This is a genomic window from Pseudomonas sp. BIGb0278 (genome assembly GCF_024809895.1).
GTDB lineage: Bacteria > Pseudomonadota > Gammaproteobacteria > Pseudomonadales > Pseudomonadaceae > Aquipseudomonas > Aquipseudomonas shirazensis.
The window spans coordinates 517,935-532,941 of record NZ_JANUEL010000003.1 but is presented as its reverse complement, the minus strand read 5'-3'; the positions used below and the strand labels follow the sequence as shown (position 1 = coordinate 532,941).

12 protein-coding genes are annotated in these 15,007 nt (G+C 61.7%); 3 read left to right on the top strand and 9 right to left on the bottom strand.

Translation table 11 applies throughout. The features are described from left to right. Positions 1 to 185: 185 nt before the first annotated feature. Positions 186 to 1,130, top strand: a complete 945-nt coding sequence (locus tag M2396_RS15170) for a hypothetical protein (RefSeq protein WP_150570798.1) — start codon at positions 186 to 188, stop codon at positions 1,128 to 1,130. 238 nt (positions 1,131 to 1,368) lie between these two features. Here the strand turns inward: M2396_RS15170 and M2396_RS15165 are convergent, their stop codons facing one another. The 9 genes from M2396_RS15165 to M2396_RS15125 all read right to left on the bottom strand — a co-directional run bounded on the left by M2396_RS15165 (position 1,369) and on the right by M2396_RS15125 (position 12,980). Further along, positions 1,369 to 2,337: a peptide ABC transporter ATP-binding protein gene (locus M2396_RS15165; protein WP_101316745.1), complete on the bottom strand. Its 969-nt coding sequence runs from the start codon at positions 2,335 to 2,337 to the stop codon at positions 1,369 to 1,371. Continuing rightward, positions 2,337 to 3,305, bottom strand: coding sequence for an ABC transporter ATP-binding protein (locus M2396_RS15160; RefSeq protein WP_150570799.1), 969 nt, complete (start codon positions 3,303 to 3,305; stop codon positions 2,337 to 2,339). Before M2396_RS15160 ends, M2396_RS15165 begins: the two co-directional genes overlap by 1 nt. 10 nt (positions 3,306 to 3,315) lie before the next feature. Beyond that, positions 3,316 to 4,242, bottom strand: coding sequence for an ABC transporter permease subunit (locus M2396_RS15155; RefSeq protein WP_181108495.1), 927 nt, complete (start codon positions 4,240 to 4,242; stop codon positions 3,316 to 3,318). Between the two features lie 9 nt (positions 4,243 to 4,251). After that, the gene (locus M2396_RS15150; RefSeq protein WP_101316749.1) at positions 4,252 to 5,262 is read right to left on the bottom strand and encodes an ABC transporter permease subunit; all 1,011 of its coding nucleotides are present in this window, start codon (positions 5,260 to 5,262) and stop codon (positions 4,252 to 4,254) included. A 101-nt stretch (positions 5,263 to 5,363) separates the two neighbouring features. Continuing rightward, a complete protein-coding gene (locus M2396_RS15145; RefSeq protein ID WP_150570800.1) occupies positions 5,364 to 6,962 on the bottom strand; it encodes an ABC transporter substrate-binding protein in 1,599 nt (532 codons plus the stop codon). A 70-nt stretch (positions 6,963 to 7,032) separates the two neighbouring features. Beyond that, the gene (locus tag M2396_RS15140; RefSeq protein ID WP_259075785.1) at positions 7,033 to 8,409 is read right to left on the bottom strand and encodes an OprD family porin; all 1,377 of its coding nucleotides are present in this window, start codon (positions 8,407 to 8,409) and stop codon (positions 7,033 to 7,035) included. Between the two features lie 111 nt (positions 8,410 to 8,520). Beyond that, entirely contained in the window at positions 8,521 to 10,113 is a 1,593-nt protein-coding gene (locus M2396_RS15135; RefSeq protein ID WP_150570802.1) for an ABC transporter substrate-binding protein, read from the bottom strand. Between the two features lie 210 nt (positions 10,114 to 10,323). Then, a complete protein-coding gene (locus M2396_RS15130) occupies positions 10,324 to 11,949 on the bottom strand; it encodes an ABC transporter substrate-binding protein (RefSeq protein WP_259075783.1) in 1,626 nt (541 codons plus the stop codon). A 317-nt stretch (positions 11,950 to 12,266) separates the two neighbouring features. Next, positions 12,267 to 12,980, bottom strand: coding sequence for an SIMPL domain-containing protein (locus M2396_RS15125; protein ID WP_101316759.1), 714 nt, complete (start codon positions 12,978 to 12,980; stop codon positions 12,267 to 12,269). Between the two features lie 203 nt (positions 12,981 to 13,183). Between M2396_RS15125 and M2396_RS15120 the strand changes: the two genes are divergently transcribed. Continuing rightward, a complete protein-coding gene (locus M2396_RS15120; protein ID WP_103436140.1) occupies positions 13,184 to 14,440 on the top strand; it encodes an ATP-binding protein in 1,257 nt (418 codons plus the stop codon). Further along, the gene (locus M2396_RS15115) at positions 14,440 to 15,000 is read left to right on the top strand and encodes a response regulator transcription factor (protein WP_101316763.1); all 561 of its coding nucleotides are present in this window, start codon (positions 14,440 to 14,442) and stop codon (positions 14,998 to 15,000) included. Before M2396_RS15120 ends, M2396_RS15115 begins: the two co-directional genes overlap by 1 nt. The last annotated feature ends 7 nt before the right edge of the window (positions 15,001 to 15,007 follow it).

Genomic DNA, 15,007 nt, shown 5'->3' with positions numbered 1-15,007 from the left:
GGCCCCATTGCAGAAACCCTGAGTGGTATATGGCCATTCGGGTTTTATGCACGATCTTCCCTATAGGTTTTTTTGTAAGTAGTTGATTTATATAGATGTCATTTTTTGTCGCAATTGGCACAGTGTCTGCACTAGTGCAAGTGCAAGCAAACGGAACCGTTGCTAACTACAAAAGGCGCTGCCACATGATTACCACTGCCGAGCTATCACCCACTGCCGCCGATGCCTCGAACCATTCGGGCGTGTCCTGGGCGGCGATCTTCGCCGGTGCCGCTGCTGCTGCGGCCCTTTCATTGATCCTGATGATCCTGGGCGCGGGCCTGGGCTTCGCTGCAACTTCGCCATGGGCCCATGAGGGCGCCAGTGCCAAGGCGTTGGGTATCTCGACCATTATCTGGCTGCTGCTGACGCAGATTATTGCTTCGGGCGCCGGTGGCTATATTGCCGGTCGCCTGCGGGTCAAGTGGGCCAATCTGCATGCTGATGAAGTGTACTTCCGCGACACCGCGCATGGCTTCCTGGCCTGGGCTGTGGCGACTCTGGTAACCGCAGTACTGATCGTCAGCATGCTCGGCAACGTCCTCAGCGCTGGCGCGCAGGCCGGTGCAGCTGCAGTGGGCGGCGCGGCTACCGCTGCGACCGCAGTAGTTGGCAAGACCGATGCTGACCCAATGGGTTATTACATCGACAACCTGTTCCGCAGCGAAGGCCCAGCGCCTGTAACAGACGACGCTGCTACCGCAGTTGCCGGTCGCATCGTTGCCCGTGCCGTAGCCAACGACGGTGCTCTGTCTGCTGATGACCGTACCTACCTGGCGCAATTGGTTGCTCAGCGTACCCGCCTGACTCAGGCCGAGGCCGAAGCTCGCGTCGACCAGATCTATACCGAAGTGCAGCAGGATGCACAGAAAGCCAAGGTAGCTGCTCAAGAAGCCGCTGATACCGCCGCCAAGGTCGCTGCCTGGACCGCTCTGTGGACCTTCATCGGCCTGCTTTGCGGCGCGTTCTTCGCCTGCCTTGCTGCCCTGTTTGGTGGCCGTCAGCGTGATCAGGCTCGCTGGATCGACGTCGACGACGCGGCTTATGTCGGTCGCCGTACCGTTCACACCAACAGCGCGCCGATTCGCTAATCAACTTAACTGACCAGGAGAACTACCATGCGCTCGATTCTGCTTTGGATGATTGGGGTACCGATCCCTGTGATCATTTTGATCGCGATCTTCATGCACTGATAAAACCGGGGGGCGCTTTGCGCCCCTTTCGCGACACAAGGCCGCTCCTACAGCTCAGACCGCGTATTTCGTTATCTCGCGGTGTCTGTAGGAGCGGCCTTGTGTCGCGAAAGGGCTGCAAAGCAGCCCCAGCTATCTAAAGAAACTGCTCCGCGTAATGACACGCCACCTGCCGCGTCCCCACCTGCCGGAACGCCGGCACCTCCTTGCTGCAACGCTCCGTGGCATACGGGCAACGCTTGTGAAAGGCACAGCCATCTGGTGGATTCAACGGATTGGGCAGCTCACCCACAATCCGAATCTTCGGCTTCAACGGGTCTGGATGAATCGCCGGCGTCGCTGACAACAACGCCTGGGTATAAGGGTGCAGCGGCTTGTCATAGATATCCGCCTTCGGCCCCATCTCCGCAGGCCTGCCCAGATACATCACCAACACCTGATCAGCCACATGCCGCACCACCGCCAGGTTGTGCGAGATGAACACGTAAGCGGTGTTGAATTCCTTCTGCAGGTCCATGAACAGGTTCAGCACCTGGGCCTGGATTGACACATCCAGCGCCGATGTCGGCTCATCCGCCACCAGCACCTTTGGCTGCAGCATCATCGCCCGGGCCAGGGCAATGCGCTGGCGCTGGCCACCCGAGAACATGTGCGGATAACGCTGATAATGCTCCGGTCGCAAACCCACCTGCTGCATCATTGCCTGAACCCTCTCGCGGCGCTCCTGCTTGCTCAGCGAGGTGTTGATCAACAATGGCTCGGCCAACTGGTCACCAATCTTCTGCCGCGGGTTGAGCGAGGCATACGGGCTCTGGAACACCATCTGCACATCACGGCGCAGTTGCTTGCGCTGCTCCTTGCTGGCGCCAGTGACTTCGGTGCCAGCGATCTGCAACGAGCCGGCAGTGGGTTCTTCGATCAAGGTCAGGGCGCGGGCCAGGGTCGACTTGCCGCAACCCGACTCGCCGACCACCGCGAGGGTCTGGCCCGCTTCGAGCTCGAACGACACGCCATTGAGTGCCCGCACCAGGGCGTGGCCCTTGAACAGGCCTCGAGAAACCTGGTAATGGCGGGTAAGGTCACGTGCGCTGAGTACGGCAGTCATCACGCCACCTCCTGGTTCAGTGGATAGAAGCAGCGCGCCAGGCTCTGGTTCTTGGGCTCGAGCGCTGGTCGCTGCGTGCGGCAGTTGTCGCGCACATACGGGCAGCGCGGCGACAACAGGCAGCCCTGCGGCCGGTCATAGCGGCCGGGGACGATGCCGGGCAGGGTGGCCAGGCGTTCGGCACCGATGCTGTGCTCGGGGATAGCCGCCAGCAAGGCTTCGCTGTAGGGATGCGCGGGCACGTCGAACAGTTCAGGCACCTGACCAACTTCAACGGCCTGGCCGGCATACATCACGCAGACCCGCTTGGCGGTTTCGGCCACCACGGCGAGGTCATGGGTGATCAGGATCAGCGCCATGTTGCGCTCCTGTTGCAGGTTGACCAGCAGCTCCATGATCTGCGCCTGAATGGTCACATCCAGCGCCGTGGTCGGCTCGTCGGCAATCAGCAGCTTGGGCTCACCGGCGATGGCCATGGCAATCGCCACACGTTGGCTCATGCCGCCGGAAAGTTGGTGAGGGTAGGCCTGCAAGCGGCTTTCGGCAGCCGGAATCTCGACTTTTTCGAGCAGCTCCAGGGCCCGTTGCCGGGCCGCTTTGCCTTTCAGTCCAAGGTGCTGGCGCAGTACTTCTTCGATCTGGAAGCCGACCGTGTAGCTGGGATTGAGCGCGGTCATCGGGTCCTGAAAGATCATCGCGATGTCCTTGCCGACGATCTTGCGCCGCTGGCGGCCACTGAGCTTGAGCATGTCGGTGCCGGCGAAGCTCATGGTGTCTGCGGTGATCCAGCCGGGGGCGTCGATCAAGCCCATCAGGGCCATCATGGTCACCGACTTGCCCGAGCCGGACTCGCCGACGATGGCGACGATCTCGCCGGCATCGACCGCCAGGTCCAGGCCATCCACCACCGGCACTGCCGAGGCATCGCCGAAGCGCACATTGAGGTTGTTGATCTGCAATAGTGACATGGCGTGGTCCTCAGGCGGCGTTCTTGAGTTTCGGGTCCAGCGCATCGCGCAGTCCGTCGCCCATCAGGTTGATTGCCAGCACACTGAGCAATATGGTCAAACCGGGCAGGCTCACCACCCACCAGGCGCGTTCGATGTAGTCGCGGGCCGAGGCCAGCATGGTGCCCCACTCAGGCGTTGGCGGTTGCACACCCAGGCCAAGAAAGCCCAGTGCTGCGGCATCGAGGATGGCTGAGGAAAAGCTCAAGGTCGCCTGCACGATCAGCGGCGCCATGCAGTTCGGCAGCACGGTGACGAACATCAGCCGCGGCAGGCTGGCGCCGGCCAGGCGGGCAGCGGTGACGTAGTCGCGGTTGAGTTCGCCCATCACCGCGGCGCGGGTCAGGCGCACGTAGGCCGGCAGCGAAACGATGGCGATGGCGATCACGGTATTGATCAGGCCAGGGCCGAGGATCGCGACGATGGCCACTGCCAGCAGCAGCGAAGGCAGGGCCAGCATCACGTCCATCAGGCGCATGATCGACGGCCCGAGAATCCGCGGGAAGAACCCGGCCAAAAGGCCGAACAGCACGCCCGGGATCAGCGAAATCACCACCGACGACAGGCCGATCAGCAGCGACAGGCGCGCGCCCTGGATCAGCCGCGACAGCAGGTCACGGCCAAGCTCGTCGGTGCCGAGGATGAACTGCCAGGTACCGCCTTCGAGCCACACCGGCGGGGTCAGCAGGAAGTCGCGGTACTGCTCGCTCGGACTGTGCGGTGCAACCCATGGCGCGAACAGCGCGCAGAACACCACCAGGGTCATGAATGCCAGGCCTGCGACCGCGCCCTTGTTGCGCGCGAACGCTTGCCAGAATTCCTTGTACGGTGACGGGTATAGCAGGCTTTGATCGACCGGGCTGGGCGCGGTCACGGTGTTGCGTGTATTACTGCTCATGACGGGGCCTCAGCGCTGGTGACGGATACGTGGATTGGCCAGGCCGTAGAGAATATCCACGACGAAATTGACCAGAATGACCAGGCAGGCGATCAGCAGGATGCCGTTCTGGACCACGGGATAGTCACGGGCGCCGATGGCTTCGATCAGCCATTTGCCGATGCCCGGCCAGGAAAAGATGGTTTCGGTCAGGACCGCGCCTGCCAGCAACGCGCCGACCTGCAGGCCGAACACCGTCAGCACCGGGATCAGCGCATTGCGCAGGCCATGCACGAACACCACCCGCGCTGGCGACAGGCCCTTGGCGCGGGCAGTGCGGATGTAGTCCTCGCGCAGCACTTCGAGCATCGACGAGCGGGTCATGCGGGCGATTACCGCCAGTGGAATAGTGCCAAGCACGATGGCCGGCAGAATCAGGTGCATGAGCGCATCCTTGAACGCGCCTTCTTCGTCACTGAGCAGGCTATCGATGAGCATGAAGCCGGTCCGCGGCTCAATATCCAGCAAGGGATCGATGCGCCCGGATACCGGCGTCCAGCCAAGGCTCACCGAGAAGAACATGATCAGGATCAGGCCCCACCAGAAGATCGGCATCGAGTAGCCGGCCAGAGAAAGCCCCATCACACCGTGATCGAACAGCGAACCGCGCTTGAGGGCGGCGATCACGCCGGCGAGCAAACCGACGACGCCGGCGAAGAACAGCGCCGCCAGGGCCAGTTCGAGGGTCGCCGGGAACAGCGTGGTGAACTCGCTCCAGACGCTTTCGCGAGAACGCAGCGATTCACCCAGATCGCCCTGGGCGAGCTTGCCGATGTAGTCCAGGTACTGCACCGGCAGCGGCTTGTTCAGGCCCAGGCGCTCCATAGCTTGGGCGTGCATTTCAGGGTCGACCCGGCGTTCGCCCATCATCACTTCGACCGGGTCGCCGGGGATCAGGCGAATCAGGGCAAAGGTCAGCAGAGTGATACCGAAGAACGTCGGAATCAGCAGGCCCAGACGTCGGGCAATAAAACTCAACATGCTTGGTGTACCTCATCAGCCGGCCAGCCCGCCATCGGGGCGGCTGGTCCGGATTGCGCCGCCGGCTCCCGTGCAGGCTGCCAGCGGTCATTGTTGTCGTGCTACTCCACCCGGGTTGTGGCGAAGTTATTGTTGGTCAGAGGGTTGAGCTGATAACCCTCCACATTCGCACGCATGGCCGTGAACACTTTCGGATGGGCCATGCTGATCCAGGGTTGGTCGCCATCGTACACCGCCAAGGCCTTGAAATAGAGGTTTGCCCGTTGATCTTCGTCGATCACGGTGCGCGCCTGACTGATCAGTGCCTGAAACTCAGAGTTGCACCAGCGTGCATAGTTCTCGCCGCTTTTGGCCGCATCGCAGCTGAGCAGCGGAGTAAGGAAGTTGTCCGGGTCGCCGTTGTCGCTGCCCCAGCCTGTAGAGACCAGATCGGCCTCGCCGTTTTTCGCCCGGCGCAGCATCTCGGCCCACTCCATCACGCGGATTTCAAGCTTGATGCCGATCTGAGCGAGGTCTGCCTGGAGCATCTCGGCAGACAAGCGCGGGTTGGGGTTGGTCGGGCCGCCGCCGTTGCGCGTGAACAGGGTAAGCGCGGTGCCGGGCGGCACTCCGGCCTCTGCCAGCAACGCGCGGGCCTTGTCCAGATCACGAGGTGGGTTGTGGTTGTCGGTATTGAAGCCGGACATGCTTGGCGGATAAGGGTTTACCGCCATCAGCGCGTTGCCTTTGCCGAACAACTGGTCGACATGCGCCTGGCGGTCGAAGGCCAGGTTGATCGCGCGGCGCACGCGCACATCGCTGAGGTATTTGCGCTGGGTATTCATGGCGATATAGCCGGTGACCAGCGCTTCCAGCTCAGCCACCTTCAGGCGTTTGTCCTGCCTGATCAAAGGCACATCGTCAGGCTTGGGATGCAGCGCGACCTGGCATTCATTGGCGTGCAGTTTCTGGACCCGCACGTTGTTGTCGGTGGCGATCACGAATATCAGCGGGTCAGCCGGCGGCTTGCCGCGGAAATACTCCGGGTTGGCCTTGTAGCGCACCTGAGCATCCTTGCGATAACGCTGGAAGATGAACGGACCGGTACCGATCGGCTTGCTGTTGAGCAGGTTGGGGGTGCCGGCCTTGAGTAGCTGATCGCCATATTCGGCGGAGTAGATCGAGGTGAAGGCCATGGCCATGTCACGCAGGAACGGCGCTTCCGGCCGATTGAGGGTAAAGACCACGGTGAGCTGATCGGTCTTCTCGACCGACTTGATCAGTTTGCTGAACGCCATGCTCTCGAAGTACGGATAACCGACACTGGTCTTGTTGTGCCAGGGATGGTTCGGATCGAGCTGACGGCGAAAACTCCAGAGCACGTCGTCGGCGTTGAAGTCGCGCGTCGGCGTGAAGTAATCGGTGCTGTGGAATTTGACTCCTGGGCGCAAGTGGAAGGTGTAGGTCAGGGCATCGGCACTGATCTCCCAACGCTCGGCCAGCGCTGGCTGGATATCGGTGGTGCCGGGTTTGAAATCGACCAGGCGGTTGAACACGGTCTCGGCCGAAGCGTCGGCAGTCACTGCGGTGGTGTACTGAACGATGTCGAAGCCCTCAGGGCTGGCCTCGGTACACACCACCAGCGGCTTGGCCGCAACGTTTGCCGCTGCGGCGAGGGTCAACAGGGCTGCCAGGGCAGCGCGTAGGGATAGAGATGTCATGCAACCTCCCTGCTATGAATGATCCAGCGTAGCCGCCACGGCCGGCCTCAGCGAGCCGCGGCGGCTACGGTCAAAGGATGTTGAAAGGGATGGTGGTGACGATGCGCAGTTCATCCAGGCTGCCGTCGGACTGCGCCTTGCTGGCCCGGTGGGTGGTATAGGTAGCGCGGATGCTGGTGTCTTTCAATGGGCCGCTCTGCAGCACATAGCTGCTGCCGACACCCCACTCGTAGTGGGTCTCGCCGTCCAGACCGCGCACGTCATAGGCCGTACCGCGGTAGTGGGTGCCGTCGATGCCCCAGCCGCGGGCGTTGTACAGGTTGAACCTGAGTCCGGGCACGCCGTAATAAGCCATGTTCAGGACATAGGCCAGCTGCAGCGATTTCTCGTTGGGGCCGTTGAAGTCCGAGAGTAATGAGTTGGCCAGGTAGATGCCGTTGGTTTCATGCAGGTAGTCGAAATACTCGTTGCCCATGACCTGCTGCCAGGACGCCGTCAGGCTGTGCGCCTGATGAGTCAGTCCCAGCGACAGGCTGTAAGTGTCGTTATCGATTTTACCGAGCTTCTTGCGGCCTTCGTCCTTGGTTTTGTAGTAGTGCAGGGCGCTGGTCAGGCTCAGGCTAGCGCTGTCTCCCAGCACATGGTTGGCGCCGAAGTAGTACTGGTTCCAGAAGTCATCCACCTTGGCCGCGTACAGGCTGGCGCTCAGGTTGGGCAGCGGCTGATAGTTGAGGCCGACGGTGCTGGCGCGGTCGGTTTCCAGGCCAGCAGCGCCATACTCGCTGCGGAACTTGCTCAAGCTTTGTTCGGTACGTGGCGAGACTCGGTCGAAGCTGGCGAAGTCGAACGAGAGCTTGTCGAATTCGGCGCTGTGCAGGCTGACGCCTTGAAAGCTCGAGGGCAGAGCACGGTTGCCGATGCTGGCCAGCATCGGTGTATCGAGCGACTGGCGGCCCGCGGTCAGGGTGGTGTTGGAAATGCGCGCCTTGATATTGGCCAGGCCGGCTTTGCTCCACTGGTCGAGCGGGTCGCCATTGCTGTGGGTCAGGGTACGGTTGTTGGGGCCGGCCACCGAGCGGCGGTCGCGCTCCAGGGCTACAGCGTTGTAGGCCGCCACTTCTGCGGCGAAGCCGACGGTGCCCTGGGTGAAGCCTGAGCTGTAGTTGAGGATGCTGCCCTGCAGCCAGTTGCTGCGGCTATGCGTGTCGTGGCGGCTGCCGTCGCTTTTGCTGTACTTCCACAGCGGCGCGCGTGCTGCGCGTTCGCGGGCATACCAGTTGCGGGTGCTGCCGGTGACGCTTTGGCCGTCGAAAAAGCCACTGGCGTCAGCCTGGGCACTGGGCCTGAGCGTGAGGGTGAAGAACTCATCGCCGAGCGTGTCGGCCTGGGCGGCCGTGCAGAACGCACCTAGCGACAGTGCCAGTACAGTGGTTACGGGTAGTTTCATGGCTACAGCTCCATTGTATTTTTTTAGTTATCGCCGCGCCTTGTGAGCGCGGGGTGGTTGCGGTGTTGCCGGAGGACGCGGGGTGTCCGCGAAGAGGGCGGGCGCAGCGGCTCAATCGACGCTGACGCCAGTGAAGGCATTGCGGCCAAATGGGCTGACCTTGAAGCCCTGGACCCGAGTGCTGAGCGGCTGATTGACCGTCGAATGGGCTACCGGGGTAATGGGTACCTGCTGCTTGAGGCGCTGCTGGGCCTGTTGATACAGCGCGCTGCGCTGGGCGGGGTCGGTGACCTGTTTGGCCTGCTGGACCAGTTGGTCGTACTCGCGATCGCACCAGCGCGAGTAGTTGTTGCTGCCGATGGCGGCGCAGCTGTAAAGCGTGCCCAGCCAGTTATCGGGGTCGCCGTTGTCGCCGGTCCAGCCGATCAGGGCAACGTCATGCTCGCCACTTTTCATCCGCTTGACGTATTCACCCCACTCGTAGCTGACGATGCGCACCTTGAAGCCGAGCTTGTTCCAGTCGGCCTGAAGCATCTCTGCCATCAACTTGGCGTTGGGGTTGTAAGGGCGCTGCACGGGCATGGCCCAGAGGGTGATTTCGGTGCCGGGCTTGACCCCGGCCTCGTCCAGCAGGCGCTTGGCCTTGGCCGGGTCGTAGAGGGCGTCCTTGATGCTGGTGTCGTACGACCATTGCGTCGGCGGCATGGCATTGACGGCCAGTTGCCCGGCGTCCTGGTACACCGCCTGCAGGATCGCCTGCTTGTTGACCGCCATGTCCATGGCCTGGCGCACCTGCAACTGGTCAAACGGCGCGTGCTGAGTGTTGTAGGCGATATAGCCGAGGTTGAAGCCCGGCATGCTCAACACCTGCATGTTGTCGTCAGTGCTGAGCATCGGCAGGTCGGCAGGCCTTGGATTCAGGGTCACCTGGCATTCGTTACGCCGCAGCTTCTGCATCCGCACCGACGGGTCGACGTTGATCGAAAAGATCAGGTTGTCTAGCTGCACTTGCTCAGGCGCCCAGTAGTGCGCGTTGCGCTTGTAGCGGATCTGCGAGTCTTTCTGATACTTGCTGAACACAAACGGCCCGGTGCCGATGGGCTTGCGGTTGATGTCGGTCGGGCGGCCGGTGGCGAGCAGCTGCTCGGCATACTCGGCGGAGAGGATCGAGGCGAAGCTCATGGCGATGTTCTGGATGAACGCTGCATCGACGCTATTCAGGGTGAAGTTGACGCTCAGCGGATCGTTGCTTTCGATCCTGGCGATGTTCTTGTCCAGGCCCATGCTGACGAAGTAGGGAAACTCGCTGGGGTACGCCAGGCGGAAGCGGTGTTGACGGTCGAGCATGCGCTGGAAGGTGAACAGCACGTCATCGGCGTTGAAGTCGCGGCTTGGCTTGAAGGTTGAACTGCTGTGGAAGTTCACTCCCGCACGTAAGTTGAAGGTGTAATGCAGGCCGTCGTCGCTGACCTGCCAGCTTTCGGCCAGCGCCGGTTGCACTGCGGTGCCGCCGCGCTCGAACTCGACCAGGCGGTTGTAGATCGGTTCGGCGGCGTCATTGTCGGTGGCGCTGGTGTACTGGGCGGTGTCAAAGCCGGCCGGGCTGCCCTCGGAACAGAACACCAGGCTGTTGCCATGGCTGAGCGATGCTTGGGTCAGCAAGCCCAGGCCTAATACAACCGAATACAGCGGAATATGGCGCATGGCAGATCCTTCTCCTCATCCAATGTCAGCCGCAGCGGGGGCGCTGGAACGGCAGCAATTGCTCGTTCCTGACGTTACGTCGGGAGGGAAGGGGGCGACAGGTTGTGATTTCCCCAAGGGCTGTAGGGATTTTCCGACGGAAGTGGGGGATCCGTCCGATGGCCTGATTACAGCGCCCACTGCCAAGGGCTGGCAGTGGGCCTGGCGGGGTTATTTGGCGATGCTTACGCCGTAGAAGGAGTTGAGGCCGAACGGGCTGATCTTGAAGTCCTGCACCGTGCTGCGCATCGGCTGGTACACCGTCGAGTGAGCGATCGGGGTAATCGGCACCTGCTGTTTGAGGATGTGCTGCGCCTGTTGGTACAGCTCGCTGCGCTTGGCTTGGTCTGGGGTGGCCTTGGCCTGCTTGATCAGGTCGTCATAGGGCTTGTAGCACCACTTGGAGAAGTTGTTGCCGTCGACCGCATCGCAGCCGTACAAGGTGCCCAGCCAGTTGTCCGGGTCGCCATTGTCACCGCTCCAGCCGATCAGCATGGCGCCCTGTTCGCCGCCTTTGGAGCGCTTGATGTACTCACCCCATTCATAGCTGACGATCTTGGCCTTGATGCCAACCTTGGCCCAGTCGGCCTGCAGCATCTCGGCCATCAGCTTGGCGTTGGGGTTGTATGGGCGCTGCACGGGCATGGCCCACAAGGTGATCTCGGTGCCTTCCTTGATGCCGGCCTCCTTGAGCAGCTGCTTGGCTTTTTCCGGGTCGTAGGGGGCGTCCTTGATGCTGCTGTCGTAAGACCACTGGGTCGGCGGTAGGGCATTGACTGCCAGCTGGCCGGCGCCCTGGTACACCGATTCAATGATCTGCGGCTTGTTCACCGCCATGTCCAGGGCCTGGCGAACCTTGAGCTGGGCCAGCGGGTTGGGCTGGTTGCTGCCTTTGATCTGGTCCATCACGTTGTAGGCGATATAGCCCAGGTTGAAGCCAGCCTGGTCAGGCATCTGCAGGTCTTTGTCGGCCTTGAGCGGCTGGATGTCGGCCGGTCGCGGGAACAGTGTCACCTGGCACTCGTTACGCTTGAGCTTCTGCATGCGCACCGAGGCGTCGGTGGTGATGGCGAAGATCAGGTTGTCGAGCTTGACCTCACCGGCTTGCCAATACTGCTTGTTGCCCTTGAAACGGATCAGCGCGTCCTTTTGATACTTGTTGAAAACGAACGGGCCGGTGCCGATCGGCTTCTGGTTGATGTCGGCCGGCTTGCCCTGCTTTAGCAGTTGATCGGCGTATTCCGCTGACTGGATCGAGGCAAAGCTCATCGCCATGTTCTGGATGAACGCTGCATCTACCTCATTGAGGGTAAAACGCACGCTGTGCTCATCGATTTTTTCGACGCTGGCGATGTTGCGGTCCATGCCCATGTCGGTGAAATAAGGGAATTCGCTGGGGTATGCCTTACGGAACGGGTGGTTCTTGTCGAGCATGCGCTGGAAGGTGAACAGCACGTCATCGGCATTGAAGTCGCGGCTCGGTTTGAAGTACGGCGTGGTGTGGAACCTGACCCCTTCGCGCAGGTGGAAGGTCCAGGTCTTGCCGTCGTCGGAGACGTCCCAGCTGGTCGCCAGACCCGGAATCACCTTGGTGCTGCCGCGCTCGAACTGGCTGAGGCGATTGAAGATGGTCTCGGCCGAAGCGTCGAAATCGGTGCCAGTGGTGTACTGACCAGGATCGAAGCCTGCCGGGCTACCCTCCGAACAAAACACCAGGTTGCTCACGGCGCTGGCCGACGGCGCTCCGGCGAGCAAACCTGCGCCGAATAAAAGCGGAATGACTGCATGTTTGAGCATGATGGCCTCATTGTTGTCATTTTTAGCTGAGATGGCCTTGTGAGCCGACCCATCGATCTTTATGCGTGGCAGATTGGCAATGCAACAGTGTGGGTGATAGCTGGCAGGCGGAATGTGGAACGAGCGTACGATAATGTCGCCTGGGTGTAAGTAATGGCGAAGTTGATCGTTTGCGCGGCGAAGATGGCGGCTTTTTGCCATATGTTGCGCAGCGGGATGTCAAGGAAGAAGCGCCGCATTGGGGCGTAGGAAAGGGCTTAAAGCGATGTAAGAAGGGGCCGCAAAGCGGCCCCCTGTATAACGTGCAGATCAATCGATCAAGGCATCAGCACTTCAATCAAACCGTCAGCATTCATGCTGACTTCACTGGTGCCCGCTTCGATTTCAGGCGCCACCGCCGCCTCATCAGCCCCCATGGCTTTCATCGCCATTGGCGCGCTGCGCATATAAGGGCGCGGATAGCCGCTGCTGTTCAGGTTCAGGTTGACCACCTTGTAACCCTTGCCGCCGAGGGCCTCGGTCGCCAGCTGAGCGCGAGCCTTGAAGGCATTTACCGCATCCTTGAGCAACTCGTCTTCGCTGGTCTTGCGCGTAGTCTGGGCAATGGAGAAGTCCATGCCGCCCATCTTCAGGTCCTGCAGCAGCTCGCCGGTGAGTTTCGACAGGGTCGGGAAGTCGGCGCTCTCGAGGCGCAGCTCGGCACGCTCGCGCCAGGCGGTGATCTTCTGACCCTTGGCATCGTAGACCGGGTAGCTGTTGCGGCTGCCCTGGCTGATTTTCACTTCCTTGACCTGACGCGCCTGCTGCATGGCCTTGTTCATGGTCTCGGTAATGTCCTTGGCCAGCTTGCCCGGATCGCTGTTCTGAGCTTCGCTGTAAAGGGTCACGACCATCAGGTCGCGGGGCACTTCCTTGCTGACTTCGGCGCGTAGCGAGACCTGGTTGTAACGCGGCTCTTCAGCCAGCGCCGGGAGGCTGGCCAACAGGCCGCAGGAAAGCAGCAGGGCAGTGCTGCGACGAGACATATGCATAGGTGACTCCTTGGCGAAGAATAGGCGTGGCGAGTAATTATCCATGCCACGCATGGCCCATAGGACCGGTTTCAGTGTAGTGGGTTCAAAAGTGCCATCATCAAGCTGTGACAAAGTGTGGCGCTTTGCCGCAGCGCTGCAGTGCAAGGCCAGGCTTGGGTATACTCCCGCCGATGTCCCTGGAGCACTCATCAGGAGAGCTCATGCTCGCTGCCGCACAACCGTTGTCTGCAACTCGCCAGAACCTCTGGCGCCTGACCGTGATTCGGGTCCTGGTGCTGGCCGCCCAGGCCGGCTCGGTCGGCGTTGCCTACTGGACCGAACTGCTGCCGCTGCCGTGGCTGTCGCTGGCGGCAACCCTGGCGCTGTCATCGCTGCTGTGCGCCTTCACCGCCTTGCGCCTGCGCCTGTCGCTGCCGGTTACCGAACTCGAGTACGCCTTCCAGCTGGCCTGTGACCTGCTGATTCACAGCGCCTTGCTGTACTACTCGGGTGGCTCGACCAACCCGTTCGTCTCCTATTACCTGGTGCCGCTGGCGATTGCTGCGGTGACCTTGCCGTGGATCTACTCGCTGGTGCTCTCGGGCCTGGCCCTGGTCGCCTACAGTCTGTTGCTGGTGCAGTTCTATCCGCTGGAAACGCTGCCGCTGGCGCGCGACACCATGCAGGTCTACGGCATGTGGCTGAGTATTGCCCTGGCCGCGGCGGTGATCACCTTCTTTGCCGCACGCATGGCCGAAGAGTTGCGCCGCCAGGAGCAATGGCGTGGCGAGCGCCGCGAAGAGAGTCTGCGCGATGAGCAATTGCTGGCCGTCGCCACGCAGGCCGCCGGTGCCGCGCATGAGCTGGGCACGCCGCTGTCGACCATGAGCGTACTGATCAACGAGATGCGCCAGGACCATCACGACCCGCAGTTGCAGGAGGACCTGGCGATCCTGCAAGACCAGGTCAAGCTGTGCAAACAGACCCTGCAGCAACTGGTGCGCGCCGCCGAGGCTAACCGACGCATGGCCATCGTCGAGCAGGACGTTACCGCCTGGCTCGACGAAGCACTCAACCGCTGGCACCTGATGCGCCCCGAAGCCAGTTACCGCTTCCAGCGCCTGCGCGATGGCGAGGTGCCGCAACTGACCCCACCGCCCGACCTGACCCAAGCGCTGCTGAACCTGCTTAACAATGCTGCCGATGCCTGCCCGGATGACCTTGAAGTGCGCCTCGACTGGAACGCCGAGGACATCATCATCAGTATCCGCGACCATGGCCCGGGCATTCCTCCGGCCATTGCCGAGGCCATCGGCAAACCCTTCTTTACCACCAAGGGCAAAGGCTTCGGTCTTGGCCTGTTTCTGAGCAAGGCCAGCGTTACGCGTGCGGGCGGCTCGGTGAAACTCTATAGTCATGAGCAGGGCGGCACGCTTACCGAGCTGCGCCTGCCCCGTGGCAAGCGAGGAGATGAATGATGACTGATGAAACCCAGATCGACGGCGAAGAGCTGCCGCACCTGTTGCTGGTAGACGACGATGCCACCTTCACCCGGGTCATGTCCCGGGCCATGAGCCGCCGCGGTTTCCGCGTAAGCACCGCGTCGTCGGCCGAGGAAGGTCTGATCCTGGCCCAGCACGACCTGCCCGACTATGCCGCGCTGGACCTGAAAATGGACGGTGATTCGGGCCTGGTGCTGCTGCCCAAGCTGCTCGAGATGGACCCGGAAATGCGCGTGGTGATCCTCACCGGTTACTCGAGCATTGCCACTGCGGTCGAGGCGATCAAGCGTGGCGCCTGCAATTACCTGTGCAAACCGGCTGATGCCGATGACGTGCTGGCGGCGTTGCTGTCCGAGCACGCTGATCTGGATTCGCTGGTACCGGAAAACCCCATGTCGGTGGACCGCCTGCAGTGGGAACACATCCAGCGCGTGCTCGGCGAGCACGAAGGCAATATCTCCGCCACGGCGCGGGCGCTGGGCATGCACCGGCGCACCTTGCAGCGCAAGCTGCAGAAGCGCCCGGTACGCCGCTGAGGTGAGC

Excerpts from the sequence above, each read along its gene's own strand:
- M2396_RS15140 (WP_259075785.1), bottom strand. The coding sequence starts at position 8,409 with ATGAAACTACCCGTAACCACTGTACTGGCACTGTCGCTAGGTGCGTTC.
- M2396_RS15125 (WP_101316759.1), bottom strand. The coding sequence starts at position 12,980 with ATGCATATGTCTCGTCGCAGCACTGCCCTGCTGCTTTCCTGCGGCCTG.
- M2396_RS15145 (WP_150570800.1), bottom strand. The coding sequence starts at position 6,962 with ATGACATCTCTATCCCTACGCGCTGCCCTGGCAGCCCTGTTGACCCTC.
- M2396_RS15130 (WP_259075783.1), bottom strand. The coding sequence starts at position 11,949 with ATGCTCAAACATGCAGTCATTCCGCTTTTATTCGGCGCAGGTTTGCTC.
- M2396_RS15150 (WP_101316749.1), bottom strand. The coding sequence starts at position 5,262 with ATGTTGAGTTTTATTGCCCGACGTCTGGGCCTGCTGATTCCGACGTTC.
- M2396_RS15160 (WP_150570799.1), bottom strand. The coding sequence starts at position 3,305 with ATGTCACTATTGCAGATCAACAACCTCAATGTGCGCTTCGGCGATGCC.
- M2396_RS15165 (WP_101316745.1), bottom strand. The coding sequence starts at position 2,337 with ATGACTGCCGTACTCAGCGCACGTGACCTTACCCGCCATTACCAGGTT.
- M2396_RS15155 (WP_181108495.1), bottom strand. The coding sequence starts at position 4,242 with ATGAGCAGTAATACACGCAACACCGTGACCGCGCCCAGCCCGGTCGAT.
- M2396_RS15135 (WP_150570802.1), bottom strand. The coding sequence starts at position 10,113 with ATGCGCCATATTCCGCTGTATTCGGTTGTATTAGGCCTGGGCTTGCTG.
- M2396_RS15115 (WP_101316763.1), top strand. The coding sequence starts at position 14,440 with ATGACTGATGAAACCCAGATCGACGGCGAAGAGCTGCCGCACCTGTTG.
- M2396_RS15120 (WP_103436140.1), top strand. The coding sequence starts at position 13,184 with ATGCTCGCTGCCGCACAACCGTTGTCTGCAACTCGCCAGAACCTCTGG.
- M2396_RS15170 (WP_150570798.1), top strand. The coding sequence starts at position 186 with ATGATTACCACTGCCGAGCTATCACCCACTGCCGCCGATGCCTCGAAC.